General features: G+C 66.9%; 27 protein-coding genes. 12 read left to right on the top strand and 15 right to left on the bottom strand.

The window, feature by feature from the left end:
* Positions 1-61: 61 nt before the first annotated feature.
* Together NA11_RS25940 and NA11_RS25935 are read right to left on the bottom strand one after the other, a co-directional pair.
* Positions 62-511 carry a nitroreductase family deazaflavin-dependent oxidoreductase gene (locus tag NA11_RS25940; RefSeq protein ID WP_069164612.1) on the bottom strand — a complete coding sequence of 150 codons (450 nt, stop codon included), beginning with the start codon at positions 509-511 and terminating at the stop codon, positions 62-64.
* A gap of 18 nt (positions 512-529) precedes the next feature.
* Positions 530-988, bottom strand: coding sequence for a PaaI family thioesterase (locus NA11_RS25935; RefSeq protein ID WP_069164662.1), 459 nt, complete (start codon positions 986-988; stop codon positions 530-532).
* Positions 989-1,136: 148 nt separating this feature from the next.
* On the opposite strand from NA11_RS25935, the gene NA11_RS25930 reads away from it, so the two are divergent.
* The 3 genes from NA11_RS25930 to NA11_RS25920 all read left to right on the top strand — a co-directional run bounded on the left by NA11_RS25930 (position 1,137) and on the right by NA11_RS25920 (position 4,144).
* Positions 1,137-1,715, top strand: a complete 579-nt coding sequence (locus tag NA11_RS25930; RefSeq protein WP_069164611.1) for a TetR/AcrR family transcriptional regulator — start codon at positions 1,137-1,139, stop codon at positions 1,713-1,715.
* 107 nt (positions 1,716-1,822) lie between these two features.
* A complete protein-coding gene (gene glyA, locus NA11_RS25925) occupies positions 1,823-3,118 on the top strand; it encodes a serine hydroxymethyltransferase (protein ID WP_069164610.1) in 1,296 nt (431 codons plus the stop codon).
* 351 nt (positions 3,119-3,469) lie between these two features.
* Positions 3,470-4,144: an SGNH/GDSL hydrolase family protein gene (locus tag NA11_RS25920; protein ID WP_167837730.1), complete on the top strand. Its 675-nt coding sequence runs from the start codon at positions 3,470-3,472 to the stop codon at positions 4,142-4,144.
* 353 nt (positions 4,145-4,497) lie between these two features.
* Here NA11_RS25920 and NA11_RS25915 read toward each other — a convergent pair whose 3' ends face one another.
* From NA11_RS25915 to NA11_RS25895, 5 genes are all read right to left on the bottom strand, one after another.
* The gene (locus NA11_RS25915) at positions 4,498-5,238 is read right to left on the bottom strand and encodes an ESX secretion-associated protein EspG (protein WP_069164609.1); all 741 of its coding nucleotides are present in this window, start codon (positions 5,236-5,238) and stop codon (positions 4,498-4,500) included.
* On the bottom strand, positions 5,238-6,464 hold the full coding sequence (locus NA11_RS25910) for a PPE domain-containing protein (protein ID WP_069164608.1): 1,227 nt from the start codon (positions 6,462-6,464) through the stop codon (positions 5,238-5,240). The genes NA11_RS25915 and NA11_RS25910 overlap by 1 nt, the downstream gene beginning before the upstream one ends.
* Before the next feature lie 22 nt (positions 6,465-6,486).
* Positions 6,487-7,053: a DUF3558 domain-containing protein gene (locus NA11_RS25905; protein WP_084655080.1), complete on the bottom strand. Its 567-nt coding sequence runs from the start codon at positions 7,051-7,053 to the stop codon at positions 6,487-6,489.
* 23 nt (positions 7,054-7,076) lie between these two features.
* Positions 7,077-7,463, bottom strand: coding sequence for a hypothetical protein (locus tag NA11_RS25900; RefSeq protein ID WP_141717847.1), 387 nt, complete (start codon positions 7,461-7,463; stop codon positions 7,077-7,079).
* Positions 7,464-7,635: 172 nt separating this feature from the next.
* On the bottom strand, positions 7,636-8,832 hold the full coding sequence (locus tag NA11_RS25895) for an FAD-dependent monooxygenase (protein WP_069164660.1): 1,197 nt from the start codon (positions 8,830-8,832) through the stop codon (positions 7,636-7,638).
* A gap of 111 nt (positions 8,833-8,943) precedes the next feature.
* On the opposite strand from NA11_RS25895, the gene NA11_RS25890 reads away from it, so the two are divergent.
* Together NA11_RS25890 and NA11_RS25885 are read left to right on the top strand one after the other, a co-directional pair.
* Entirely contained in the window at positions 8,944-9,702 is a 759-nt protein-coding gene (locus tag NA11_RS25890; RefSeq protein ID WP_174567732.1) for a TetR/AcrR family transcriptional regulator, read from the top strand.
* Positions 9,703-9,812: 110 nt separating this feature from the next.
* On the top strand, positions 9,813-10,235 hold the full coding sequence (locus tag NA11_RS25885) for a limonene-1,2-epoxide hydrolase family protein (protein ID WP_069164604.1): 423 nt from the start codon (positions 9,813-9,815) through the stop codon (positions 10,233-10,235).
* Between the two features lie 3 nt (positions 10,236-10,238).
* Here the strand turns inward: NA11_RS25885 and NA11_RS25880 are convergent, their stop codons facing one another.
* Positions 10,239-10,946: a GbsR/MarR family transcriptional regulator gene (locus NA11_RS25880; protein ID WP_069164603.1), complete on the bottom strand. Its 708-nt coding sequence runs from the start codon at positions 10,944-10,946 to the stop codon at positions 10,239-10,241.
* 230 nt (positions 10,947-11,176) lie between these two features.
* Between NA11_RS25880 and NA11_RS25875 the strand changes: the two genes are divergently transcribed.
* Positions 11,177-12,367: a cytochrome P450 gene (locus tag NA11_RS25875; protein WP_069164602.1), complete on the top strand. Its 1,191-nt coding sequence runs from the start codon at positions 11,177-11,179 to the stop codon at positions 12,365-12,367.
* Positions 12,368-12,378: 11 nt separating this feature from the next.
* The gene (locus tag NA11_RS25870) at positions 12,379-12,657 is read left to right on the top strand and encodes a ferredoxin (protein WP_069164601.1); all 279 of its coding nucleotides are present in this window, start codon (positions 12,379-12,381) and stop codon (positions 12,655-12,657) included.
* On the opposite strand, the gene NA11_RS25865 is transcribed toward NA11_RS25870, so the two are convergent.
* Positions 12,627-12,899 (bottom strand): hypothetical protein, encoded by a 273-nt coding sequence (locus NA11_RS25865; protein ID WP_069164600.1) that lies wholly within the window; start codon positions 12,897-12,899, stop codon positions 12,627-12,629. The genes NA11_RS25870 and NA11_RS25865 overlap by 31 nt on opposite strands.
* 319 nt (positions 12,900-13,218) lie before the next feature.
* Here NA11_RS25865 and phoH2 point away from each other — a divergent pair, with 319 nt between their 5' ends.
* The 3 genes from phoH2 (at position 13,219) to NA11_RS25850 (ending at position 16,322) form a co-directional block, all read left to right on the top strand.
* Positions 13,219-14,604: an RNA 5'-3' helicase PhoH2 gene (gene phoH2 / locus NA11_RS25860; protein ID WP_069164599.1), complete on the top strand. Its 1,386-nt coding sequence runs from the start codon at positions 13,219-13,221 to the stop codon at positions 14,602-14,604.
* A gap of 182 nt (positions 14,605-14,786) precedes the next feature.
* Positions 14,787-15,320 carry an LGFP repeat-containing protein gene (locus NA11_RS25855; RefSeq protein ID WP_069164659.1) on the top strand — a complete coding sequence of 178 codons (534 nt, stop codon included), beginning with the start codon at positions 14,787-14,789 and terminating at the stop codon, positions 15,318-15,320.
* Positions 15,321-15,464: 144 nt separating this feature from the next.
* Positions 15,465-16,322: an acyl-ACP desaturase gene (locus NA11_RS25850; RefSeq protein ID WP_069164598.1), complete on the top strand. Its 858-nt coding sequence runs from the start codon at positions 15,465-15,467 to the stop codon at positions 16,320-16,322.
* A gap of 353 nt (positions 16,323-16,675) precedes the next feature.
* Here the strand turns inward: NA11_RS25850 and NA11_RS25845 are convergent, their stop codons facing one another.
* Positions 16,676-18,076, bottom strand: a complete 1,401-nt coding sequence (locus NA11_RS25845) for a class II fumarate hydratase (RefSeq protein WP_069164658.1) — start codon at positions 18,074-18,076, stop codon at positions 16,676-16,678.
* A 153-nt stretch (positions 18,077-18,229) separates the two neighbouring features.
* A complete protein-coding gene (gene glpX, locus NA11_RS25840; protein ID WP_069164597.1) occupies positions 18,230-19,270 on the bottom strand; it encodes a class II fructose-bisphosphatase in 1,041 nt (346 codons plus the stop codon).
* Between the two features lie 167 nt (positions 19,271-19,437).
* Between glpX and NA11_RS25835 the strand changes: the two genes are divergently transcribed.
* Entirely contained in the window at positions 19,438-20,007 is a 570-nt protein-coding gene (locus tag NA11_RS25835) for a DUF4245 domain-containing protein (protein WP_069164596.1), read from the top strand.
* 56 nt (positions 20,008-20,063) lie between these two features.
* Here NA11_RS25835 and NA11_RS25830 read toward each other — a convergent pair whose 3' ends face one another.
* From NA11_RS25830 to NA11_RS25815, 4 genes are read right to left on the bottom strand one after another with little or no spacing between them, the layout of a single operon-like run.
* Entirely contained in the window at positions 20,064-20,408 is a 345-nt protein-coding gene (locus NA11_RS25830; protein ID WP_069164595.1) for a VOC family protein, read from the bottom strand.
* Positions 20,405-20,653, bottom strand: a complete 249-nt coding sequence (locus NA11_RS25825; protein ID WP_069164594.1) for an exodeoxyribonuclease VII small subunit — start codon at positions 20,651-20,653, stop codon at positions 20,405-20,407. The genes NA11_RS25830 and NA11_RS25825 overlap by 4 nt, the downstream gene beginning before the upstream one ends.
* 13 nt (positions 20,654-20,666) lie before the next feature.
* Positions 20,667-22,037 carry an exodeoxyribonuclease VII large subunit gene (gene xseA / locus NA11_RS25820; RefSeq protein ID WP_069164593.1) on the bottom strand — a complete coding sequence of 457 codons (1,371 nt, stop codon included), beginning with the start codon at positions 22,035-22,037 and terminating at the stop codon, positions 20,667-20,669.
* Complete coding sequence (locus NA11_RS25815) at positions 22,034-22,696, bottom strand: lipid droplet-associated protein (RefSeq protein WP_069164592.1); 663 nt, start codon at positions 22,694-22,696, stop codon at positions 22,034-22,036. The genes xseA and NA11_RS25815 overlap by 4 nt, the downstream gene beginning before the upstream one ends.
* A 262-nt stretch (positions 22,697-22,958) precedes the next feature.
* On the opposite strand from NA11_RS25815, the gene NA11_RS25810 reads away from it, so the two are divergent.
* Positions 22,959-23,969, top strand: a complete 1,011-nt coding sequence (locus NA11_RS25810) for a 4-hydroxy-3-methylbut-2-enyl diphosphate reductase (protein ID WP_069164591.1) — start codon at positions 22,959-22,961, stop codon at positions 23,967-23,969.
* Positions 23,970-24,677: the final 708 nt, after the last annotated feature.

Raw genomic sequence — 24,677 nt, 5'->3', positions numbered from 1 at the left:
ATCATCGGGGTGCCCCTAATTTTGGGGGCATGACCCGTGCCGTGCTGTGGCGCAATCGGTTTCAGGCGTCGGCGAAGGTGATGCGCACCGAGATCGGATCGCTCTCCAGCGCCTTCATCGTCCATTCCGCGGCCGATTCGGGGACCCGGCCCTTGGCGAAGCTGCGGGCGCGCGCGACCACGTCGTCGTCGGGAACGAACGCCGCCGTGCCCGTGTACCAGCGCTTTCCTTGGCGCAGCCGGACGTTCGGGTCGGCGGCGATGTTGCGCGCCCAGCCGGAACGACGGCCGTGCTGGGAGATCACCCATGCGCCTTGCTCGTCGAACGAGGCGGTGACCGGAACCCGGCGTGGTTGGCCGGATTTGGCGCCGATGGTCTCCAGTTCCGAGATGAAGGCGGAGCGAATGCCGATCCGATCCAGCAATGCGACGGCGGGATTGGCGAAGTAACGGCCGATGAAGCGCTCACGCCGGAACTTGCGAACCGCAGCTTCGGTACTGCGTGTACTCATAGCGAATGCTCCTTTAGTTCAGCGGTTTCCGCGGAGGATGACGCAGGTGGTGGTGCCGTGCGCGACCAGCCGACCCTGTTCGTCGACGACGCGGCCCTCGGCCGTCGCGGTGGTGCGGCCGACGTGGATGGTGGTGCCGGTGGCGGTGAGCCGCTGGCCGTCGGTCGGCACGGCGCGGATGTAGTTGACCTTCAGTTCCAGGGTCGTGTACCCGACGCCCGCATCCAGCGTGGTGTGCACCGCGCACCCCATCACCGAGTCGAGCAGCGTCGCGCAGATGCCGCCGTGGGTGGTGCCGAGCGGGTTGGCGAAGTCGGGGCGGGTCCGGACCGCGAAGACCACCCTGCCGTGTTCGAGCTCGTCCACTTCCATGCCGAGCAGGTCGCCGATGAACGGCGGGTGCTCCGCCATGGTCATCGCCGTGCGCAGCAACTCCAGGCCCGACAGCTGGGCGAGATCGATGGTGGCTTCCGACATGAATCCGTCCTTTCGATGAACCGATCGGTCCACATCTGTCATGATTGGAGCATGAACCGATCGGTTCACGCAACCAGGTGTGAGGAGGACGCCGCGTGAAAGACGAACGCGTCGCGTCGCGGGCTGCGCGCTGGACGGCGGTGCTCGGATGAGCGCCGGTCCACGCACCCGCTTGATCGAGAGCGCCATCGAACTGGTCCGCGAACAAGGCGTGCATGCCGCGGGCCTTGCCGCACTCCTCGAACGGGGCAAGGCCTCACGCAACTCGCTGTACCAGCACTTTCCGGCCGGAAAGAGCGAACTGGTCGAGACCGCGACCCGGATCGCGGGCGCCAGGCTCAGCGCGGTGATCGACAAGATCATTGCCACCAAGCAGCCTGGTCACTGGCTCGGCGCGATGACCGGCTGGTGGGTCACAGCCCTGGAGAACAGTGCGTTTCGCACCGGTTGCCCCATCGTCGGTGCGGCCCTTGCCGAATCGGAGCCGGGAGTACAGGCCGCGGCGGGCGAGGTGTTCGCCGAATGGCACGACAAGCTCGGCACGGGACTGGTCGCGGCAGGCGTGCCCGCCGAGGAGGCAGGCTCGCTCGCAAGCTTCGTTTTCAGTGCGCTCGAGGGCGCCATCGTGCAGTCGCGCGCAATGAAATCGACGCAGCCGCTCGACGATGCGCAGAAGCAATTGACCGTGCTGTTGGCGCGCTACCTGCCGCCGGAGCCGAAGGCCTGAGGCGGATCGGCGGGCTGACACGGTGGCGTCGATCAGGCGATGGCGACTACGAGACGTGGGATGAACCCCGTGCCGGACACCACACCGGCGGCCCATAGACTGATGCGGTGACGCAGACGACGGCCTCTGTCAATACTCAGTCTCTCGGTGAGCTCGATCCGGAACTGGCTGCCGCGATGGCGGGCGAGCTCGCCCGCGAACGCGACACCCTCGAGATGATCGCCTCCGAAAACTTCGTGCCACGCGCGGTGCTGCAGGCACAGGGCAGCGTGCTGACCAACAAGTACGCCGAGGGCTATCCCGGTCGTCGCTACTACGGCGGCTGCGAGCACGTCGACGTCGTCGAGACGCTCGCCCGTGACCGCGCCAAGGAGCTGTTCGGCGCCGAATTCGCCAACGTGCAGCCACATTCCGGCGCCCAGGCCAACGCCGCGGTGCTGATGGCGCTGATGAACCCCGGCGAGAAGCTGCTCGGCCTCGACCTCGCGCACGGCGGTCACCTGACCCACGGCATGCGGCTGAACTTCTCCGGCAAGCTGTACGAGACGCACTTCTACGGCGTGAGCAAAGAAGACCACCGCATCGACATGGACGAGGTGCGCAAGATCGCGCTCGAGACCCGTCCGAAGGTGATCGTCGCAGGCTGGTCGGCCTACCCGCGGCAGCAGGACTTCGCCGCGTTCCGCGCGATCGCCGACGAGGTGGACGCCTACCTCTGGGTGGACATGGCGCACTTCGCCGGCCTGGTCGCCGCAGGCCTGCACCCCTCGCCGGTCCCGCACGCGCACGTGGTCTCCTCCACCGTGCACAAGACCCTCGGCGGACCGCGCTCCGGCCTGATCCTGGCCAAGCAGGACTTCGCCAAGAAGCTCAACAGCGCGGTGTTCCCCGGCCAGCAGGGCGGACCGCTCATGCACGCGATCGCCGCCAAGGCCGTCGCCTTCAAGATCGCGGCGGGTGGTGAGTTCAAGGACCGCCAGGAGCGCACCCTGTCCGGCGCGAAGATCCTCGCGGAGCGGTTGACCGCCGCCGACGTCAGCGGCAAGGGCGTCAGCGTGCTCACCGGCGGCACCGACGTGCACCTGGTGCTCGTCGACCTGCGCAACTCCGAGCTCGACGGCCAGCAGGGCGAGGATCTGCTGCACGAGATCGGAATCACGGTGAACCGCAACGCGGTTCCGTTCGACCCGCGTCCCCCGATGGTCACCTCCGGCCTGCGCATCGGCACCGCCGCGCTGGCCACCCGTGGCTTCGGCGATGCCGAGTTCACCGAGGTCGCCGACGTCATCGCGACCGCGCTGGCAGGCGGCTCCGACGTGGAAACGCTGCGTGGCCGGGTCACCAAGCTGGCGCAGAGCGTTCCGCTGTACGACGGTCTGGAGGACTGGCGCCTGCTCGGCTAGTCGCAGGCGGCCACGCGAATCCGTTGCCGGGCTCGCCCACCGGGGTCTAGGTGACCTGGTGGGCGAGCCCGAGTCGTGTGCGGAGTCGGTCGGCGCACCTGTTCTGTTTGCTAGCATGTCGCTGAATGTGGGCTGTGCAGCCCCGCTGACGTACTCGATATCCGCACCGTCGCCGTATCGGCACGCTGATCGGCGAAGGTATCGAGCGAACGCTCAGGTCGTGACCGATTCAGCGGGAGGCAACCTGTGGTCGACAGGCGCGTATGTCGAATTGTCAGCGCGGTCACGATATTTGCCGCAGCAGTGCTGAGTGCGACCACGGCGGCCACTGCTGAGGTAGCGGGAACGTATGTGTCCATTGGTGAGTCGAGCGCGGCAGGACCCTTCTTCGGCAGGCAGCTCGACCCGCTCGGCTGTTTCCGCTCCGACCGCAACTACGCACACGTGACCGCCGAGGCGCTCGGGCTGACGCTGCGGGACGTGAGCTGCTCCGGCGCGGCGATCAACGATATGTATGCGGCCCAGTCGCTCCTGTTCGGCGCCGCGAACATCCCCCAGCTCGACGCGGTGACCGAGGACGCGACGATCGTCTCGGTGGACATCGGCATCAACGACTACGTCGCAGGCGGCTGGTCCGCATCGGCGCTTGCGCCGAAACTCGATGCGCTGCTTGACGATATCCGGGCACGCGCGCCGCACGCGACGGTCTTCGTGATGGGCAAGTTCCAGCGACTGCGCGCAGGCGGCTGCTTTCCTCGGGTGCCTTTGCCGCCCGATCTGGCTGAGCAGTACTACCAAGGCATCCAAACTCTCAACGCGTTGCTTGCGGAGCGGGCTGCCGCCAACGACGCGATCTTCGTCGACGTCTATCCGGCGAGCATCGGCCACGACGCCTGTGCACCGGAGGATGTTCGCTGGGTCGAAGGAGTCCTTCCGGAGTCACCGGCACAGCCGATGCACACCAACAAGGTTGGGCATTATCAGGAGGCACTCCTGCTCATCGACGCGATCCGCGAGCACGCCTGATCCCCGAACTGTCCTGCCGCGCCCTCCGTCAAGGCCGATCACTCCGTGGGCAACGCGACACAGCCCCGGCCCGACCCTGAAATCCGCACTCTTTCTGTGTATCCGCACTGGTTCTATGGATCCGCACCCGTTATAGCAGCCCCGAATCAGTGCGGATCCACAGAAGGGGTGCGGCTGCCAAGATCCATGGCGTAGTAGGCGCTCAGATTCCGTCGTTGTCACGGCGCAACAGGTATTCGCAGTCGCGGTCGGTGAGCGCGTCGCGGTCCTCGTCGAAGAAGTACCAGCGCAAGTGGATTCGGGTGCGGCGGGCAGTCGGGTCGGCCTGGTCGCGCAGGGAGTGCGTATCCCATTCACACGGCGTCGAGCCTGGCCTTGGCCCGCTGCACCGCGTCGTCGAGGTAGCGGCCGATATCGGTGCTGGTTCCGGGCCGGATCATCAAGGCGCGGTTGGCGGGGACCTCGTAGTAGCGGCCGTCGGCGGTGTCGATCCAGCGCAGCCGACCGGTGCGCAGTGGTTCGGCGTTGCGCGGGCCGAGCAGGACCGCGGCGGTGCCGCGGGCGGTGCACGACTGGCGCCAGAAGCGGCGGTAGCGCTCCTTGACCTCGCTGGACGGAGCGTTGCCGAACGGGTCGGGGCGCTCGTCGTTGAGATCGTCGAGCAGGAAGCTCTTTTCACCGGTGGTGCCTGCCGAAGCGTCCGGCAGCAGTCGCACCAGTTCGGCGACGAGTTGGTCGGCGCGGCAGCGGCGCAGCTGCACCCGGCCGCCGTCGGGGGCCGGCGTCTGCTGCGCGATGATGCCGGTGCCGCCGCGCGTTGCGCAGCCGATGGCCCGCATCTCGGTGCCGTCGCGTGCGGTGTCGTTGCCGAAAAGTTCGATGCGCCAATCGGGTCTGGCCAGCACCGTGATGGCGCGGGCCAGCGGCTGGCGTTCCGCGCGGGCCAACTCGTCGCGGAATTCCTGTTGGTAGGCCTGGTATTCGCGCAGGCCGGGGAAGCGGCTGAGAAAGCGGAACGGAAACGGCAGCCGATCAAGGCCGGTGCCGAACCACGCCGCGGCGAACTGTTCGGCCGACAGCGACCACTGCGCCATCAGTCGACCCCGAGTACCGGTGGCACCGTTGGCTTCACCTCGCCGATCAGTTCCTTCGCGTGCTCCTCGGTGCGCAGATACCGCGGCGACTTGTGCTCGTCGTCGTCCTCGCGCTGGCTGCCTCGACCCGGCGGGAACATGCCGGAATAGCCTGCCGCGCCGGGGACACCCGTGCGGGCGGGAGCAGCGGCGGCGGGCTGGGCGTTCGTGGACCCGGGGGTGGTGCTCGGCGGCGCGGGGCGTGAAGTGCCAGGGCCCGGTTCGGGTTTGGCGTTCGTGACGGCGTCTTGGCGTCCGCTCGGACCGGGCGCACCGGTACTCGTGCTGCTCGGCGACCCGTTCGCGGCGGCGGGGACGAGGGTCGGCGGTGTCGACGACGGCGCGGTACTCGGCAGGGCAGTCGGGAACGCGCTGGCCGGAAGGGTCGAGGTCGTTGTGGGGGAGGTCGTCGTGGTCGAGGCAGGGGTAGTCGCCGCCGCCGGTGTGGTGCTCGTGCCCTGAGCAACCGACTGCGGTGCAACCTCTTCCGACGTCTGCTCCGGCTCGGCGGTGCCGGTGCCCGCCGCGTCGGTCTGCTCACCGGTGGCTGAGGTGCCGGAATCCTCGGTGCCCGAGCCTGTTTCGGTGCCCGACTGACCGTTGCCGGTCTTCGAGCCGCTGTCGGTGCTCTTACCGGGCACAGTGCCGGTGTCCAGACCGGTGTCGCCGCCGGGTGCAGGCACCGAAGCGGGACTGATCGGCGGCGGCAACGTCGGAATGACCGGGGCGGTGGCGCCATACGGCTGGATGTACTGGGTGGTCATCTCGTCGCGGGCCTGTTCTTCGCCGGTGTTCCGCAGTTCCGGCCCGCGCGGATTGGTCGAGGTGTCGACCACCTCGGGCACCGACGCCTTGAACTTCGAGGCCGCGCTCGCCGCGAGCGACAGCGGCGTGCTCTGCGCGTCCAGCGTCTCGCCGAACTCGCCGACCCGCGTCGCGTAGTCCCTGATGCCACGCACCGCACTGTCGGCCGCCGCGCCCTCCCAATGCTGTTCGATCGCCTTCTTGATGGCGGACTCGAATTGGTGACCCGCGTCGGTGACCGCGGACGCGATCTTCGACCAGGAATCGAACGCGCTGGAGAGCCCGTCCGGGTTCATCGAGTCGGCCGCCTGCTTGATCTCGGCGTGCGTAAAGCTTTGCGCGTTCTCGGGATTGGTGATCGCGCGGCCATCGTTTTGTCTCATGATCGCTCCCCGGTGGGGTTGTTCAGCTGCCTGCGGGCAGCAGTGGTGCGACTGATTGGGCAATTTCGGTAGCGATATCGCAGGCGACGAGGGTCTTGTTCGCCGGTGTCTGCGGGACGTTGGTCAGGATGTACAGCGAGCCTGCGTTCATCTCGACGTTGATCGAGCACCCGCCGGGAATATCGGGTCGGGCCTCGTAGCGCAGCGCCTTGCGCTGGCCGATCGAGATGTCCGCGGCGGCAGGGTATTTCTCCCGTACCTGGGGGAGCGTGCCGTTGGTCGTCTCGACGACGAAGCCGTAGCCCGGCTTGGCGACGTAACGGCAACCCTTCCACGTGATACCGGCCGCGGTGTCCTGCTTCGGTTCCGGCGGCTTGGCATCCCACTGGTGCGTGGCCAAAAGCTGCGGGGTCAGCGCCGTGCACGGGTCGAAGGCGGCGGACGGATTCGACACCACGGTGGTCCTCGGAGCAGCGGCCGACGTGGCCGAGGAGGTGGCGCCGGTCGGTGTGCCACGGGCCTTCTCGCCGGTACAGGAGGTCGCCAGCAGCAGGCCTGCCGCCACGGCAACGAAACCGATTGGCAGCATGGCTGTTCGGTGGGCGCCGACCTTCATACGCTGAGCTCCCGCAGCTTGGCCGCGAACCCGGCGTCGGTACGGACGAAGGTGTCTCGGATGGCTTGAAACAGGGTCTGGATCTCTTGGGCGACGGTGATGTATTCGGTAAGGGTGTCGAAGGCGTTGTTCGGTCCACCCGCCGCCTTCTCGCGAAACAGTGTGACCAGTTCGACCGCGGAGGTAAGACGGCCGTTGTCTTCACCGAGTCCCCAGTGCTGTCGTTCCCCGAGTTCGCGTGCGTCGGTCTGCACTGCCACAAGGGAATCGATCAACTCCTGACACGCCTTATCGATATCCACGAACCCTTGCGGTTCCATCCGCACCTGTAGCGCCCCGGTCTTCGCCGCTTCGATGTACCCGGGAAACGGGCTGTCCACCATCACCGTCCCCTTCCGTGAGTGCCCTCTGACCATATAGACGCGCCCCGCTCCGCGCCGGTTCCATCGAAACACAGCCTATTTTCCGGTGTCGGTGATTCGCCGCATCGACGGCGCGAACCGGTCGGTATCGAACGAGCGCGTCTCGGTCGAAACCGTCGTGCCGCCAAGGCTTTCAGTGATCTTCGCGAGCACCGACCATGGTCGGGTAATCCTGCAGATCGATGTCGTTGGTCACCTTGTCGATGTACTTGAACATCAGCGTGAACAGCCGGGAATTCAGGAACCAGTTGCGCATCTTGATGCCACGCGCGGTCCGCGGCGCGAGGAACTTGCCCGCGTTGCCGTTGTCCGCGACCTTGGCGTGGGCCTTCATGATCTCGTTGTACCGAGCGAACGCCACCGCGTAATCGCCTCCGGCGAGCGCGAGTTCGCCTGCGATCACATACGCGCCGACCACGGCGAGCCCGGTGCCGAAGCCGCCGAGGGTGTTTCCCCACGCCGAGTCGCCGATCAGCGCGACGCGGCCTTTGGTGTAAACGCCCTTCAACTGGACTTGGCTGAGCGAGTCGAGATAGAAGTCGTCGAAGTCGGCCATCTCGTCGAGCATCCGTGGCACCTCCCAGTTCGTGTCAGCGAACACCCGCTCGACGATGCGCTTCTGCGCGTCGGTGTCGTCGCGGGAGTAGTCGAGCTCGGGGGAGGCGAACACGTAGAACTGCTGGGCTTTCGGGCCGCCGCTGATCGCCATTTTGCCTGGCGCGCTGTGGCCGTAGGCGATCACCCGTTCGCGCGGACCGGCCGCCTCCGTGCCCCAGGGGCTCGCCCCCGCGACGCAGTAGTAGTAGCCGAGGAATTTGACGAGGTCCGCTTCGGGTCCGAAGGCGAGCTTGCGTACCCGGGAGTGGATGCCGTCGGCGCCGAAGACCAGGTCGAAGCTGCGGGCCTGGCCGTGTTCGAACTCGACGTACACCCCGTCGGAGAGTTCGGTGAGCGCGCTGATGGAGTCGCCGAACAGGTATTCGCAGCGTTCGGCGGTGCGCTCGTACATGATCTCGGCCAGGTCGCCACGCAGGATCTCCAGGTCACCGCCGGTGAAGTCGCCGGACATGACGGCAAGCTGCTTGCCGTTGTCGTCGACGTAGATGGTGTCAGTGGTGCCGGTGCGCCGCTCGTTGACGTCGTCGAGGATGCCCATCCGCTCGAGCACGGTGAACTGGGTGTGGCCCTTGAAGTCGATGGCCTGGCCGCCTTGTCGCAGCGCGGGGGCCCGCTCGACCACGGTGACGTCGAAACCGTAGCGGTCGAGCCAATAGGCGAGGGCGGGACCGGCGACGCTGGCGCCGGAGATGAGAACGGACTGGTTACGCATGGTGACTCCCGAAGTCTGATCTGTGTCCATCGGATTCTGTTTCCGTCGGACACAAATCAGCGTATGGTAGACACAGTTTCGAGTCAAGCCGTTCGTCGAGAGGATCTGGTGATGCCGACGCCGACCACCGTCCAGCTCCTGTGGGGCACCCAACCGCGACCCAAGCGCGGGCCGAAGCCCGCCCTCTCGTTGGCGGGGATCGTCGCCGAGGCCATCGCCATCGCCGACGCCGAAGGGCTGACGAACCTGTCCATGCAGCGGCTGGCCGAGCGTCTCGGTTTCACCAAGATGTCGCTGTATCGGTATGTGCCAGGCAAGGAACAGCTGACCGCGCTGATGCTCGACGCTGCGATGGGTACGCCACCGGATACCACGGCGGTGCAACAGGATTCGAGCGAAGAAGGCTGGCGGAGCGGGTTGCGGCTATGGGCCGAAACGATTTTCGCGCAGTACATGGCGCATCCATGGGCCATCGAGCTCACGACGGGCAGACGCCCCTTCGGCCCCAACGAGCTCGGCTGGACCGAGAGCGCGCTGGTCGCACTCGCCGATACCGGTCTCACCGGCTCGGAACGACTCGACACCATCGTGTTGCTCAACGGCCATGCGCACAGCCTCGCGCAGCAGCTGCATTCCCTCGGCGGCGAGCAGCCGGCGCTCGAGTTCGCCGAGCAGTTCACCGAGATGATGACCGAGGCGGGGGACCGTTTTCCCGCTGTGCGTGCCGCCTTCGCCGAAGAGGCGGCAGCCGCGCAGGCTCCGCCGCCATCGGGTGGTCCGAACGATGCGTTGAACTTCGGCATCGACCGCGTGCTGGACGGGCTCGGCGTCCTGATCGCCCGTCGCGCATCGGCCGGCGGCCGGTCGTAGCTGCCTGCCGTACGCGGGACACATCGCTGATCGTGCGTCGGCCTGCCGGTACGTGATATTCACGAATTCGCACCTGCCGGGCAGTGTGCCCGAGCGCCTATCGTCGGAGCATGACCCAGGAACTCGAACTACAGCAAGATGCGATCACGACGGTGCGGGAGTTTCTCACCGCGCTTCAACTCGACGCTGTCAAGGAGGCCGTCGAGGTGCTTCACCCGGACGTCGTCTGGAAGAACACCTCGCTGCCGGATGTGCGCGGCCTCCGCCGGGTCGGTGGTGTGCTGCGCGGATTGGAGCGGAACTGGGCCGGGTTCGGGGTCGAGATCCACCACATCGCCGCCAACGGTGACATCGTGCTCACCGACCGCACCGACATTCTGCGGGTCGGTCCGGTCAGCATCGCGTTCTGGGTGACCGGCACCTTCGAACTGCGCGACGGCCGAATCATCCTGTGGCACGACCACTTCAGCTGGGAGAACCTCCTGCGCGGCGCGGTCGTCGGCGTCGTGCGCGCCGCGTTGCCGCGCCGCTGAAGCTCAGTCGCGAATATGCTGCTGGGCGAGCATCTTTCGCCAGCGCTCGACCGAATCGATCATGTCCCTGCCGACGAATTCGAGGAAATGGCTGGTGTTGTGCGCGCGGGCGCCTGCTGGTGTGTCGACGCCGAGCATCTCGGCCCCGCGCCTGGCGATCTCGGCGAGGTCGTAGACCTGCTGCGCGCTCGTCAACGTTGCACGGACCCAAGCATGTTCGTCGACGATGTAGTGCTCGCGGCGGCTGTTGGCCTGCCGTTCCCGCCGGATCAGTCCCTGGGTTTCGAGTTGGTTGACGGCGGTCGAGACGGTCGCCGCGCTGACCTGTAATCGCTGCACGAGCTCGGCGGCGGTGCGGCTGCCGCCGTCGGCGAGGTACAACTCGGCGAGCACCGCGCCCGAGCTGCGCGGAAGTCCGGTCCGGACAAGCAGTTTGATGAACTGCTCGCTGAATTCGCGCACCGCCGCATCGTCCGCCTCGGCCGGTTGCGGCGCCTGCACAGGCGCCCGGCGCCTGCGCGCTCGCTGCACGGTCGCCAGCTGGGCGCGCTCGGGCCGGTAGCGGTTCGGCCCGCCGTTGCGGCTCACTTCCCGGCTGACCGTCGACGTCGGCCGTGCCATCCGCCGGGCAATCTCGGCATAGCCGAGACCTTCGCGCAGGCCCTCGGCGATCTGCCTGCGATCCTCTTTGGTCAGCCTGCCGCCGGGCATGCGCGCCTCCCCTTGTCCTATCTGCTGCGCGGTCCAGTATTGCGCTCAGCCGCATCTCATTGCAACGACACCGTTCGGCACAGTGCATTCAACCGCGGCGTCATTGCAATTCAAATCTGTTATTTAGCAGCATATTTGGCGTGAAGACCGGCGAAATTCGTTGAAGCTTCAGTGAACGCAACGTAGCGTTTTACATGAACTAAAAATTCACGTTCACCAAGGAGATCGCCATGAACGAGTCTCTGTCCGAGGCAGTCGAACTGCCGACCACCCGCCCCTCCGGATGTCCCCTCGACCCACCGACGGAACTGTCCACTTTGCGCGAGCGTCGGCCATTGGTCCGGATGCGCTTTCCCGACGGTCACGACGGCTGGCTGGCCACCGGCCACGCGACCGTGCGCGCGGTGCTCGCCGATCCCCGTTTCAGCGTGCGCTACGAACTCCAGCACTACCCGCTGGCGGATACGGGCGCGATGCCGCAGGCGATGCCGGGGGACATGCTCGGATTCGATGCCCCCGAGCACACCCGCTACCGCAAGCTGCTGGTCGGCAAGTTCACGGTCCGGCGGATGCAGCAGCTCACCGCACACGTCGAAGAGATCACGGCCGCGCACCTGGACGCGATGGCGCGCGACGGTGGTCCGGTCGACCTGGTCCAGGCCTTCGCCTATCCGATCCCGGCGCTGGTCGTCTGTGAACTGCTGGGCGTCCCGTACGTGGATCGCGACAACTTTCAGCGGTACGCGGCGTCCGCCAATGATCTGAACGTCTCCATGGCGGAGCGGATGGCGGCCTTTGCCGCAGTGGCGGAGTACATGCGGGGGCTGGTCGTCGCCAAGCGTGCGGCGCCGACGGACGACGTGCTCAGTGACCTCGTCGCCAGTGATCTGGACGAGGACGAACTCACCGGCCTCGGCACCCTGCTACTCGGCGCAGGCCTGGACACCACGGCGAACATGCTCGCGCTCGGCACCTACGCGCTGTTACGCAACCCCGAGCAGTGGGCGGCCCTGTGCGACCGGCCCGACCTCGCCGATCTGACCGTCGAGGAACTGATGCGCTACCTGAGCATCGCGCACACGACCACCCGGACCGCGCTCGCCGACGTCGAGCTCGACGGCCAGCTGATCAAGGCGGGCGAGTCGGTCGCGCTGTCCATCCAGGCGGCCAATCGGGATCCGGCCAGATTCGACGAACCGGACACCCTCGATGTCCGCCGCACCGCGGTCGGCCAGCTCGGCTTCGGCCACGGCGTGCACCAGTGTCTCGGTCAGCAGCTGGCCCGGGTCGAGATGCGAGTTGCCTTCCCCGCGTTGGCGACTCGCTTCCCGACGCTACGCCTCGCCATCCCGGACGACGAGGTCGCGTTGCGGCACGACTCCGACATCTATGGCGTGCACGCGCTTCCGGTCACCTGGTAGGAGGGGAGCCGATGGATATCACCATCGACAGGGGCCGCTGCGTCGGCGCCGGGATGTGCGTGCTGCTCGTTGCCTCGGTGTTCGATCAGGGTGCCGACGACGGCAAGGTGACCTTGCTCGACCCTGCGCCGCTGCCCGATGCGCGCGCCGCGGTGCTGGAGGCCGCGCAAGTCTGCCCGTCCGGCGCGATCACCGTTGCCGTGGACCAGAACTCGGAGGCCCAGCGCACTCGCAAGCGCTCCGCCGGACCGAGCGCGGCTCAGCCCCGTTCGATCAGATACTCCAGATAGAACGGCCGCAACACCTCGGCGACCTCGCCGTCGCCCGCATGGAAGTAGTCGTCGAGCAGCGGAAGCACGTACTTGATGTCGGCTTCGCTCTCGCCGAGGTTGCCCGCGGCGGCCTCGGCGGCCGGGATCGAGCTGAGCAGCCGCCACAGGAACCTCACGTCCCCGTGCCGCACCGCCAGCTTCACCGCACGATCGTGCAGTTCCTTCGACGACAGCTTCTCGAGGTCTTCGTTTCCGGCCATAACAGCGACTCTAGTTGGCGGTGCCGCTACACAGCTATGACCTGGCCACTAGGGGATCAGCGAGTGAGGTTTACGACAAATTCACGGACACGCCTACCTGTGCGGGAGCGGGGAAGCGTAGTTCGGCGGTAGCGTCGGAGGTGCGGGCCGCGGCGGTGTGGCTCGTACGGGAGGTCCTGAACCGTGACTGAGCTAATCAGTTCGAGGGGGCCGGCACCCGGCCCTCGTGGTTTCTGACGGCAACGTCAGGTCCCATCAGGACGGACCGGTCCAGCGAGATCGTTCGTGCGGGTGCCGCGCGGACACAAAGGAGCCCACCGTGACTGCTGCACGCTCCGTTCCCGCTCCCTCGGCGCAATCCCGTTCCGCGAAAGGCGGAACCGCCGCGAAGGGGGCCCGCCCCTCGCATTCCCTCGCCAATACCTTCGTCATCGATACGTCGGTCCTTTTGTCCGATCCCTGGGCTTTCACCCGGTTCGGCGAGCACGACGTCGTCCTACCGCTGGTCGTCATCAGCGAACTCGAAGGTAAACGGCATCACCATGAACTGGGCTGGTTCGCGCGGGAAGCCCTGCGCAACCTGGACGATCTTCGCCTGCAGTTCGGCAGGCTGGATCAGCAGGTGCCGATCGGCACCGAGGGCGGAACGCTGCAGGTGGAACTGAACCACACCGATCCCGCGGTCCTTCCGGTCGGATTCCGCACCGACACCAATGATTCCCGAATCCTGGCGTGTGCGCTCAACCTGGCGGCCGAGGGCCGCGAGGTGGTGCTCGTGTCCAAGGACATTCCGCTACGGGTCAAAGCGAGTGCGGTGGGCTTGCAAGCCGACGAGTATCACGCACAGGACGTCGTCACCTCCGGCTGGTCCGGCATGGTCGAGCTCGACGTCAGCTCGGCACAGATCGACCAGCTCTACTCGGAGTCCGTGCTCGATCTGGACGACGCCCGAGAACTGCCGTGCCACACCGGAATCCGGTTGCTCGGCAGCAGCTCCAGCGCACTCGGCCGGATCACTCCGGACAAGCGGGTGCAGCTGGTGCGCGAACGCGAGGCGTTCGGCCTGCACGGCCGTTCCGCCGAGCAGCGCATCGCGTTGGACCTGTTGCTCGACGAGAGCATCGGCATCGTCTCGCTCGGCGGCCGGGCTGGCACCGGCAAATCCGCGCTCGCGTTGACCGCGGGCCTGGAAGCGGTGCTGGAAAGGCGAACTCAGCGCAAGGTCGTTGTCTTCCGTCCGCTCTACGCGGTCGGCGGCCAGGAACTCGGCTATCTGCCTGGCAGCGAGAGCGAGAAGATGGGCCCGTGGGCCCAGGCGGTCTTCGACACGCTCGACGGGCTGGCCAGCCGCGAGGTGATGGAGGAGGTGCTCAGCCGCGACATGCTGGAGGTGCTGCCGCTCACCCACATTCGCGGTCGTTCGCTGCACGATTCGTTCGTGATCGTCGACGAGGCACAGTCACTGGAGCGCAATGTGCTGCTCACGGTGCTGAGCCGACTCGGGACCGGATCGCGGGTCGTGCTCACCCACGACGTGGCTCAGCGCGACAATCTGCGCGTCGGCAGGCACGACGGCGTGGCGGCGGTGATCGAAAAGCTCAAGGGTCACCCGCTGTTCGCGCATATCACGCTGACCCGTAGCGAGCGTTCGCCGATCGCGGCGCTCGTCACCGAGATGCTGGAGGAGTACGGGCCGAGCGCCTAACGCCCGAACTGGGTGGTGTGTTTCACCTCACAATGGCCGGGTAATATCCCCGCGATAGCTGTTCGGTATGACCCGGCGTGTCACTTGTTGATTCGCCGGGTCATTGCTGAACATCGGCCTAGGCTGCCAGCGGCGTCACCGAGTCGGCGACGTCCTCGGTAGCCACTTTCGAGAGGATGGAAATGCACCACTTCGCTCGACGAACGGCTGGATACACTGCCCTGCTCGCCGCCGCCGGACTGATCGTCGCCGGCTGCAGCAAGGATGACAACAAGAACGACAACAACGCCGCGGCGGTGACAACTTCCGCCGCAGGCATGCAGCACGGCGAGGAGCGCGCCTCCGGTGCGGCGGAAGAGACCAAGATCGCCACGCAGGCCGGTGACCTCACCGTCTCCGGCGCGATCTTCGACAAGTACGTGCAGAACGGCGGCCCGACCGGCGCGCTCGGCGCCCCGCTGGAAGCCCAGGAGTCCGGCCCGAACGAAGGCAGGTACCAGGACTTCGTCGGCGGCACCGTCTACAAGGCCAAGGACGGCGAGGCCCACATCGTCTGGGGCGAGATCCGCAAGGCTTGGGAAGAGAACGGCGGCGCCATGGGCAAGCTCGGCTACCCGACCAGCGACGAGAAGGACATCGCAGGCGGCAAGGCGAGCGACTTCTCCGGTGGCACCATCACCTGGGTCGACGGCAAGACGACCGTCACCATGAAGTAGGTAGCCAGTTCGGTGTCCGGGGCCGCTGTGGTCATTCACCCAGCCTGCTTCGTCGGCTGCCCTCCCGCCGCCGCGGTCTCGGACGCCTGTTCAGTCTCATTCAACGACTGCCCGGATCACGGGCTCACCCGCTAGGTTGGCTAGGTGCAAACTCTTTTGACCGATCGTGAGCTGCTCGAATCGCTCGCACTCGATGTGGAAGCCGTCCTGCGTCGTCACATCGACGCCGCCGACGGGTGGCAGCCGCACGAGTACGTGCCATGGGACGACGGCCACAACTTCGCGTTCCTCGGTGGCATCGATTGGGAGCCGGAACAATCCGAGCTCAGCGATGTCGCCAAACTTGCGTTGACCGTCAGCGTGCTCATCGCGGACAACCTGCCCGCGTACCACCGCGAACTCGGCAAGTACCTACGCACCGGCGCCTGGTGGCGCTGGGTCGGCCGGTGGACCGCCGAGGAGAACCGGCACGAGATCATGATCCGCAACTACCTCATGACGACCAGGTCGGTGGACCCGGTCGAGCTGGAGCGGATGCGGATGGCGCACATGACCACCGGTTTCCGCCGTCCCGGCATGCACCTGCTCGACGTGCTGGCCACCTGTGCGTTCGAAGAGACCGCCGCCGCGATCCGGCACCGCAACACCGCGGCGCTGAAGGAGAACCCGATGGTCACCGCGATGGCCGAGCGGATCGCCCGCGACGACGAGCTGCAGGCAGTGGTCTTCGCCGACCTCGTCGCCGCCGGTCTCGACCTCGCGCCGGATCAGGCGCTGCGCGCGATCGCCGACCGGGTCGCCGACTTCGCGGTGCCGTCGGTGACGCTGGCCGACGGCCGCAACAGTGACGACGTGCTCGCCGAGGCCGGGATCTACAACCGGGCCGACGAGGGCGCGTTGGTGTTCAAGCCGCTGTTGCGACGGTGGAACGTCTTCACGAGGACGGATCTCGGCGAAGTGGGCGAGCAGGCTCGCGCCGAACTCGCGCATCTGCGCGACTGAATTTCCGCCGGTCGGCGCAAGGATTTATGGCGCCGACCGGATTCCTTTCTTGATTCGCGAAAAAAAGGATGAAACACGCGTCGCGTTGCCTGCGATTAGCTGTGTACATCCGCATTGTGCGGAAGCAAGAAAGGAAAGAAAACATGCTCACAGGATTCTTGGCCACCCTCGTAACCATCTTCGGCGCTGGCGCAGTCGGGGTACTGGCCGCACTCGGCATCCTTCTGTGATGTCCCGCGCGGGCAAGTCTGTTGATTCCGATCTGCCCGCGCCGAATCGTGTAAACGCCGCGTCGGAATACCCTTAAGAGGGTCCGACGTGGCGTTTCACCTTCTACCTAAGAGGGTTGCTACTTACCCGTCTTTCACCTTCGCCATCGAAAGAACGTCCAAACGCCGGTCGAGTTCTGCCTCGGTGAGTTTCTCATCGAGCAGCCCGCGATCGATAACCGTCTGGCGAATTGTCTTCTTGTTCTTCAACGCTTCCTTCGCGACCGCGGCGGCCTCCTCGTAACCGATTGCCGAATTCAGCGGAGTCACAATGGAAGGCGATGATTCCGCAAGAGTGCGCAAATGCTCTTCGTTGGCGACCAGCCCACGCACACACTTGTCGGCGAACAACCGGGACACATTGGCGAGCAACCGAATCGACTCGAGCAGGTTGCGCGCCATCACCGGAATGTAGACATTCAGTTCGAAGGCGCCGTTCGCGCCGCCGAACGCGACAGCCGCGTCGTTGCCGATCACCTGCGCCGCCACCTGGGTAACCGCCTCGGGCAGTACCGGATTGACCTTGCCAGGCATGATCGAGCTGCCAGGCTGCAGATCCGGCAGCTGCAGTTCGCCGAGTCCGGTGAGCGGCCCCGATCCCATCCAGCGAATGTCGTTCGCGATCTTGGTGAGGCTCACCGCGATGGTGCGCACCGCACCGGACGCCTCGACCAGCCCATCGCGGGCAGCCTGCGCCTCGAAGTGATCCTGCGCCTCGCGCAGCGCATCGATACCGGTCGAGCGGACCAGCTCCGCGACCACCTTGGCGCCGAAACCGTCCGGCGCGTTGAGGCCGCTGCCGACCGCGGTGCCGCCGATGGGCAGCTCGCCGAGGCGCGGCAGCGTCGCCATCACGCGTTCGATGCTCGCGGCGATCTGCCTGGTGTAGCCGCCGAATTCCTGGCCGAGGGTGACCGGAACCGCGTCCATCAGATGGGTGCGGCCCGACTTCACCACGGTCCGCCACTGAGTTGCCTTGTCCAACAGTGCAAGTCGCAGATGTTCCAGCGCGGGAACGAGATCGGTGATGACCGCCTCGGTGGCGGCAAGGTGCACAGCGGTCGGGAAGGTGTCGTTGGACGACTGCGACATGTTGACGTCGTCGTTCGGGTGCACGGTGACGCCGTTCGCCTTCGCGATCGAGGCGATCACCTCGTTGGCGTTCATGTTCGAGCTGGTGCCGGAGCCGGTCTGGAACACATCGATCGGGAACTGGTCGTCGTGCTTGCCGTCGGCGATCTCGGTGGCCGCGGCGATGATGGCGTCGGCCTTCGCGGGATCGAGCAGGCCGAGGTCCCGATTCACCTTGGCGCAGGCGGCCTTCAGCAGGCCGAGCGCCCGGATCTGCGCGCGCTCCAGGCCGCGTCCGCTGATCGGAAAGTTCTCAACGGCCCGCTGGGTTTGCGCCCGCCACAGGGCGTTGACCGGCACCCGGACCTCACCCATGGTGTCGTGCTCGATGCGGTACTGCGTCTCCTCCGTCATGTTTCCGACCATATGCCCGACTCGCCCCCAATGGGGCTGCCACGCCTGAGGCGTTTTGCACAGTGCGGAACACGCGGAGGTGGGAATACGAAAGACGCGCGAGCCGGGTGGCTCACGCGTCTTTCGTGCTGTCGATTCTGACGTGCAGGCGGATCAGGGGAGCGGCGGCACCGCGTCCTCGTCGCCGAGGAAGTCGACCGAGGAGTACTCGCGCAGCTTGGTCAGCCGGTGGTAGGCGTCGATCATCCGGACCGTGCCGGACTTGGAGCGCATGACGATCGACTGGGTGGATGCGCCGCCGCTGTAGTAGCGGACGCCGCGCAGCAGGTCGCCGTCGGTGACGCCGGTGGCGCAGAAGAAGACGTTGTCGCCTGCCACCAGGTCCTCGGTGGTGAGCACGCGGTCCAGATCGTGGCCGGCGTCGATCGCCTTCTGGCGCTCCTCGTCGTCCTTGGGGGTGAGCATGCCCTGCAGCGCGCCGCCCATACAGCGCATCGCGGCGGCCGCGATGATGCCCTCCGGGGTGCCGCCGATGCCGACCAGGATGTCGGTGCCGGAATCGGGGCGGGCCGCAGCGATCGCGCCTGCGACGTCACCGTCGGAGATCAGCCGGATGCGCGCGCCCGCGTCGCGGACCTCCTGGATCAGCTCGGCGTGCCGCGGCCGGTCCAGGATGCAGACGGTCAGGTCGGACTTCGACGAGTTCTTCGCCTTGGCGACCCTGCGGATGTTCTCGGCGATCGGGGCGGAGATATCGATCACGTCGGCGGCATCGGGACCGACCGCGATCTTGCTCATGTAGAACACCGCGGACGGATCGAACATGGCGCCGCGCTGCGCGACCGCCAGCACCGCGATGGCGCCGGGCGAACCCTTCGACATCAGCGTGGTGCCGTCGACCGGGTCGACCGCGAAGTCGACCTCGGGACCGGTGCCGTCACCGACCAATTCGCCGTTGTAGAGCATCGGCGCGTGGTCCTTCTCGCCCTCGCCGATGACCACGATGCCGCGCATGGACACGGAGTTCACCAGCTGCCGCATCGCGTCGACCGCGGCACCGTCGCCGCCCTCCTTGTCGCCGCGTCCGACCCACCGGCCTGCGGCCATCGCACCGGCCTCGGTGACGCGGACCAGCTCGAGTGCGAGGTTGCGGTCCGGTGCCTCGCGGCGGCTCGGTGTCGGGGTTGCCGTCATTGCGGGGTGCCTCCTGTGCGTCGATAGAACTCCAACGGCTCACGCATGGTCCCTGGCCGCGCGAACCGGTCCGCACGATTGTCTCACTCGAAGTGAGACGCCCGTACACCCTGCTGGCGATCGGGGTGCGAGCGGGAGCACCGACCGCGCAAGTGGATACTGAGTGCGTGTCCCCGCAAAAGCCACGCATCCTGAACGACTATCGGGACCTGTTCTGGTCGCTGATTCCGCTGGTATTGATCGCCGTGGTATTCGCGGGACTCGCGAGCCAATGTAGTTTCGCCGCAAACGGTCCGACGCAGGGACAGATCCCGCACTTCGATGTGAAGGCGGCACTCAGCGCCGACGCGCGCACCCTGCCGTTCCCGATCAGGAACCCGGCCGTGCCCGCCGAGTGGAAGCCGAACTCGGGCAGCCGCGAAGCCATCAGCGGCACCGGCGGCGGACCGATCAGCACTGTCGGCTACATCACTACCCAGGGCACCTACATGCGCTTCAGCCAGAGCAACGCCACCGAGGAGGCGCTGGCCCGCTTCGTCCTCAGCGGCCCCCGCTACGGCAGCGGCACCGAACAGGTCGCAGGCCAGAAGTGGGTCGTCTACGCCGAGCCTGGCGCCGAATCCGCATGGGTCGCCGACTTCGGCCAGTCCCGCGTCCTCATCACCGGCGCAGGCAACAAGGAAGCCTTCACCACCCTGGCCCAAGCCATCACCACCGCCCAACCCATCGCCAAGTAACGTCGCTGCCTGGTAGAGGCACCGAATATTGCTTGCCGCTTGGGTTTTCGGCAGAACTACCGGTGGCTGACGACGTTGACGACGGCGCCGCTGGGGTCGCGGACGAAGAAGCGGCGGACGCCCCAGTCTTCGTCGCGGATCGGGTAGACGATATCGGCGCCCGCCGCGGTCATGGCGGCGTGCACGGCGTCCACATCGTCGACCTCGACACTCATGGTCGGCTGTGGATCATGCGCGTCCTGGGTGAAGAGCAAGACCTGGGCGGTGGGGTTGGACGGCGAGGCCATCGTGACAACCCAGCCGAGGTCCATGACCTCTTCGAAACCGAGCCGCCGGTAGAAGTCCCGGCTGCCTTGCATGTCGGGGGTGCGGATATCGGGGGTGGCGCGGCGGATCGTCACTTCTCGTCCTCTAAATCGGTGCGCGACAAGGCATCCTCGACGCGTTTCCTGGCGCCGGCCAGATGCTCCTCACAGCGGTTGGCCAGCGCTTCGCCGCGTTCCCACAGCGCGAGCGACTCATCGAGGTCGAGGCCGCCCTGTTCGAGCATCTTCACGACATTGACCAATTCGTCGCGGGCGCGCTCGTAGCCGAAGGTGGCGATCTCGGCCAGTTCGGTCTCGGCATCCTTGCCGGCTTCGGCCAAGGTCAGATCCTCCTCATTCGGTGTTCGTGTCGTTGTTCTCGGCTGCTTGCCTGCCCAGCGCCTGAGTGCCGAGCGCGGCCGCGGTCACCGCGCCGTCGGCGACCCTGATGCGCAGCTGGCTGCCAGCGGGTGCGTCATCGATCGTGCGCACCACATGCCGTTCGGTGCCTGCGACACGCTGCACGACAGCGTAGCCACGCGCCAGCGTCGCCGCCGGTCCCACCGCGGTGAGCTTCTCGCGCAGATGGCGGGTCGCGGTGGCTTCGGTGCGCAGGAAGTGTTCGGCAGTGCGCCGGGCCGAGGCGCGCAACCGCTCGATTTCCTCACGGCGACGGTCGATTTCGCGCAGCGGGTCGGCGAGCACCGGACGCGACCGCAGCTGGGTCAGCGCGCGCGTCTCCCGGTCGACCCAGCCGCGCAGCGCGGCGGCCGAGCGGGCACGCATATCGCGCACGCCCGCCAATTCCGCGGCGGCATCGGGCACCACCCGCTTCGCGGCGTCGGTGGGGGTCGCTGCGCGCAGATCGGCGACGAGATCGCTGAGCGGGTTGTCGGGTTCGTGGCCGATCGCGCTGACGATCGGCGTGGTCGCGGCGACAATCGCGCGGCACAGCGCCTCGTCGGAGAAGGGCAGCAGGTCTTCCACGCTGCCGCCGCCGCGGGCGAGCACGATCACCTCGACGGCCGGGTCGCGGTCGAGCTGAGCCAGCGCCTCCAGCATCTGCGGTACCGCGGTCGGGCCCTGCACCGCGGTGTTGCGGATCTCGAAACGCACTGCGGGCCAGCGGTTCCTGGCCATGGTCAGCACGTCGCGTTCGGCGGCGCTTGCCCGGCCGGTGATGAGGCCGATGGTCTTGGGCAGGAAGGGGAGCGGGCGCTTGAGCCGGGGATCGAAGAGCCCCTCGGCGGCGAGCAGTGCCTTCAGTCGCTCGATGCGGGCAAGCAGCTCGCCGATGCCGACCGGCCGAATCTCGATGACGCGCAACGACAGTGTGCCGCGCCCGGTGAAGAAGGAGAGTTTGCCGTAGACCACGACCCGGCTGCCCTCCTGCAGCGGGATCGGGGACTTGCGGATGAGGTCGGGATCGCAGGTCACCGACAGCGACATGTCGGCGGACGGGTCGCGCAGCACCAGAAACGCGGTCCTGGTGCCAGGTCGCAGCGAGATCTGAGTGATCTGGCCTTCGACCCAGATGCTGCCGAGCCGGTCGATCCACTGCGCCACCTTGAGGGAGACGGAGCGGACCGGCCACGGCTGTTCGGCGGAATTCGCCGGTGCGGCGGAGGATGCGGCCTGCTGGTTCGACGCGGCAGGCTGGGCCGACTCCGGTTGGCCGGCCGCATCCCGGCCAACCGTCGACGAAGGTGTCCGAGGTTCGGTCACTGGGCCCGCACGGTGGCGATCCGGTTCGTCAGCATGGTCACGAACGGCGCCCTTGCGCGGGTCTGCTGCTCGTAGTCGAGCAGTGCGGTGAGGTCTTCGATGGTCAGCATGCGCAGGCGGGCGCGCAGCTGGGCCAAGGTCATGGCGGCGTAGTCGTAGCGGGTGGCTACTTCCGGCGCGTCGATCTCCTGCGCGGGTTCTTCCGTCGCGGCGATCGGGGCTTCCGGTTCCGGCTCAACGGTTTCCGGCTCGATGGTGCGCACCGAGGTGGTGTGCCCGTTGCGCTCGGACGCGCGGGCGGTGGCCTCGGCGGGCAGGGATTCGCGGGCGGTGAAGGTGGGCGAGGGGGGCTCTTCGGCGTCGTACCGGTCGAAGCGACTGGCACGCGTGCTGCTCGGCGCTTGCTCGGCGTCGAGGTCCTCGTCGAAGGTTGCCCACTCCGGCTGTTCCTCCGGAGCATTGGTCAACCGGTCGAAGACCGCGTCGCCCTTGAGCGCGAGACTGGTGACGAACTGCTGGAAATGCATGGTCGTCTGCAGCATCTGACTGATGGCGGTAATCGGCAAATTCATTGCGGCCGTGGGTAACCGACGAGTTTCCTCAATGGCGTAAACGGCGGCACCGGCGGCTACCCTTGCCAGGAACGGTGGTCGAAACATGGTCCTAGCCTGCCCGAAATGGCGTGCTGTGCAAAGGTCGGGGCTCACGGGACCGATTCTGGACCATGAAACTGTGCATCGGCACTACGCCTCGCCGCTGTGTGCGGAGTTCTCGATGCCGGTTGCCACTGGGAGATCGGTCCCATGCCTGAGCGGCGGATATCACGCTGTATCCGAACTACCACCGAGCGGGCCTGCATGGTGACGCATCGCTACCTCCTCCGGCCAGGACCGCTCAGCCGCGGGCACGTAAGCTGTGGGCATGTCCACGGCCATACCCCTGAACGTCGGAATCACCCGCTCGGCGGGTGCCGGAACCACCGAGTCCGTCGGCAAGCGCGTGCTGCTAGCGGAGCCGCGAGGGTACTGCGCCGGCGTGGACCGGGCCGTGGAAACCGTCGAGAAGTCGCTGGAGAAGCACGGCGCGCCGATCTACGTGCGCAAAGAGATCGTGCACAACCGGCACGTCGTGGAAACCCTGCGTGAGCAGGGCGTCATCTTCGTCGACGAGACCGACGAGGTGCCGGAAGGCGCGGTCGTGGTGTTCTCGGCGCACGGCGTTTCGCCTGCGGTGCACGAATCGGCCGCCGCCCGCAACCTGCACACCATCGACGCGACCTGCCCGCTGGTGACGAAGGTGCACCAGGAGGCGAAGCGTTTCGCCCGCGACGATTACGACATCCTGCTGATCGGTCACGAAGGCCACGAGGAAGTCGAAGGCACGGCAGGTGAGGCGCCCGATCACGTGCAGTTGGTGGACGGCCCCGCCTCGGTCGACAAGGTGACCGTGCGCGACGAGTCGAAAGTGATTTGGCTCTCACAGACCACGCTGAGCGTCGACGAGACGATGGAAACCGTCCGACGCCTGCGTGAGCGTTTCCCGACGCTGCAGGATCCGCCGAGCGACGACATCTGCTACGCGACCCAGAACCGTCAGGTCGCGGTCAAGGCGATGGCGCCCGAATGCGATCTGGTGATCGTCGTCGGGTCCCGCAACTCCTCCAACTCGGTCCGGCTGGTCGAGGTCGCGCTCAACGCGGGCGCCAAAGCGTCCTACCTGGTCGACTACGCCCGCGAAGTGGACCAGGCCTGGCTCGACGGCGTCAGCACCGTCGGCATCACCTCCGGCGCCTCGGTCCCCGAAATCCTGGTCCGCGGCGTCCTCGACATGCTCGAGGAACACGGCTTCGCCGACGTCCAGCCGGTAACCACCGCCAACGAAACCCTCGTCTTCTCCCTGCCCCGCGAACTACGCACCACCACCCGCCGCTGATACACGGTTTCCACAGCGCCCCAACCTGCCGCTCACTGCGCGGGGTGGCGGTGCCCAGTTCGCTCCGCTGAACCTCTGCACTGGCGGAGGGGTGCGACAGTCACGTGGTGACGCATTCGATCCGCTGAACTTCAGCGCTGGCGGAGGGCCCGACGATCACGTGGTGACGCATTCGATCCATTGAACCTCTGCACCAATGGAGCGGCGCGACAGTCATGTGGTGACGTACCCCTCGCCCAGCTGACGCACGACCATCCGCATACGCCCGCAGTGGGCTGCCGTTGCGGCACAACGGGTTCCGCCGCCCAGCCTGTGCGCCCGGTGGTGGTCGCGTGGCACACTCCGGCACAGCTGACGGCCGAACGCGTCGACCGGGTGAACTTTGTTTGCAGACGTAGCAGGGGCACGTCGGGTCAGGCTGGCCTCGCTGGCCTCAGAGGCATTCGAGGCCGGTATGCACGCCGCGGGTGGCAGAGCTTTGGCACGCCGCGGCGTAGGTTGTGCGCGCGACGGTGGCTGTGTTGGCGTGAGAGAAGTGGTGGGTGTCGCGGGTGCGTGTTGTAGCCATTTCTCTCACGCCGAGGTTCAGCGTCGTGTGGGCGGGTGGCTACAGGTTTTCGGGTCGGCGGCGTTCGGTGCGGCTCGAATCGCGTTCGCGGTAGCGGACATTGGGCTGGGGGTGGGGTGGGGGAAGATCGCTGCGGCGGC

The sequence above is a fragment of the Nocardia altamirensis NBRC 108246 genome (genome assembly GCF_001612685.1).
Classification (GTDB): Bacteria; Actinomycetota; Actinomycetes; order Mycobacteriales; family Mycobacteriaceae; genus Nocardia; species Nocardia altamirensis.
This window is presented reverse-complemented; position numbering and strand designations above follow the sequence as displayed.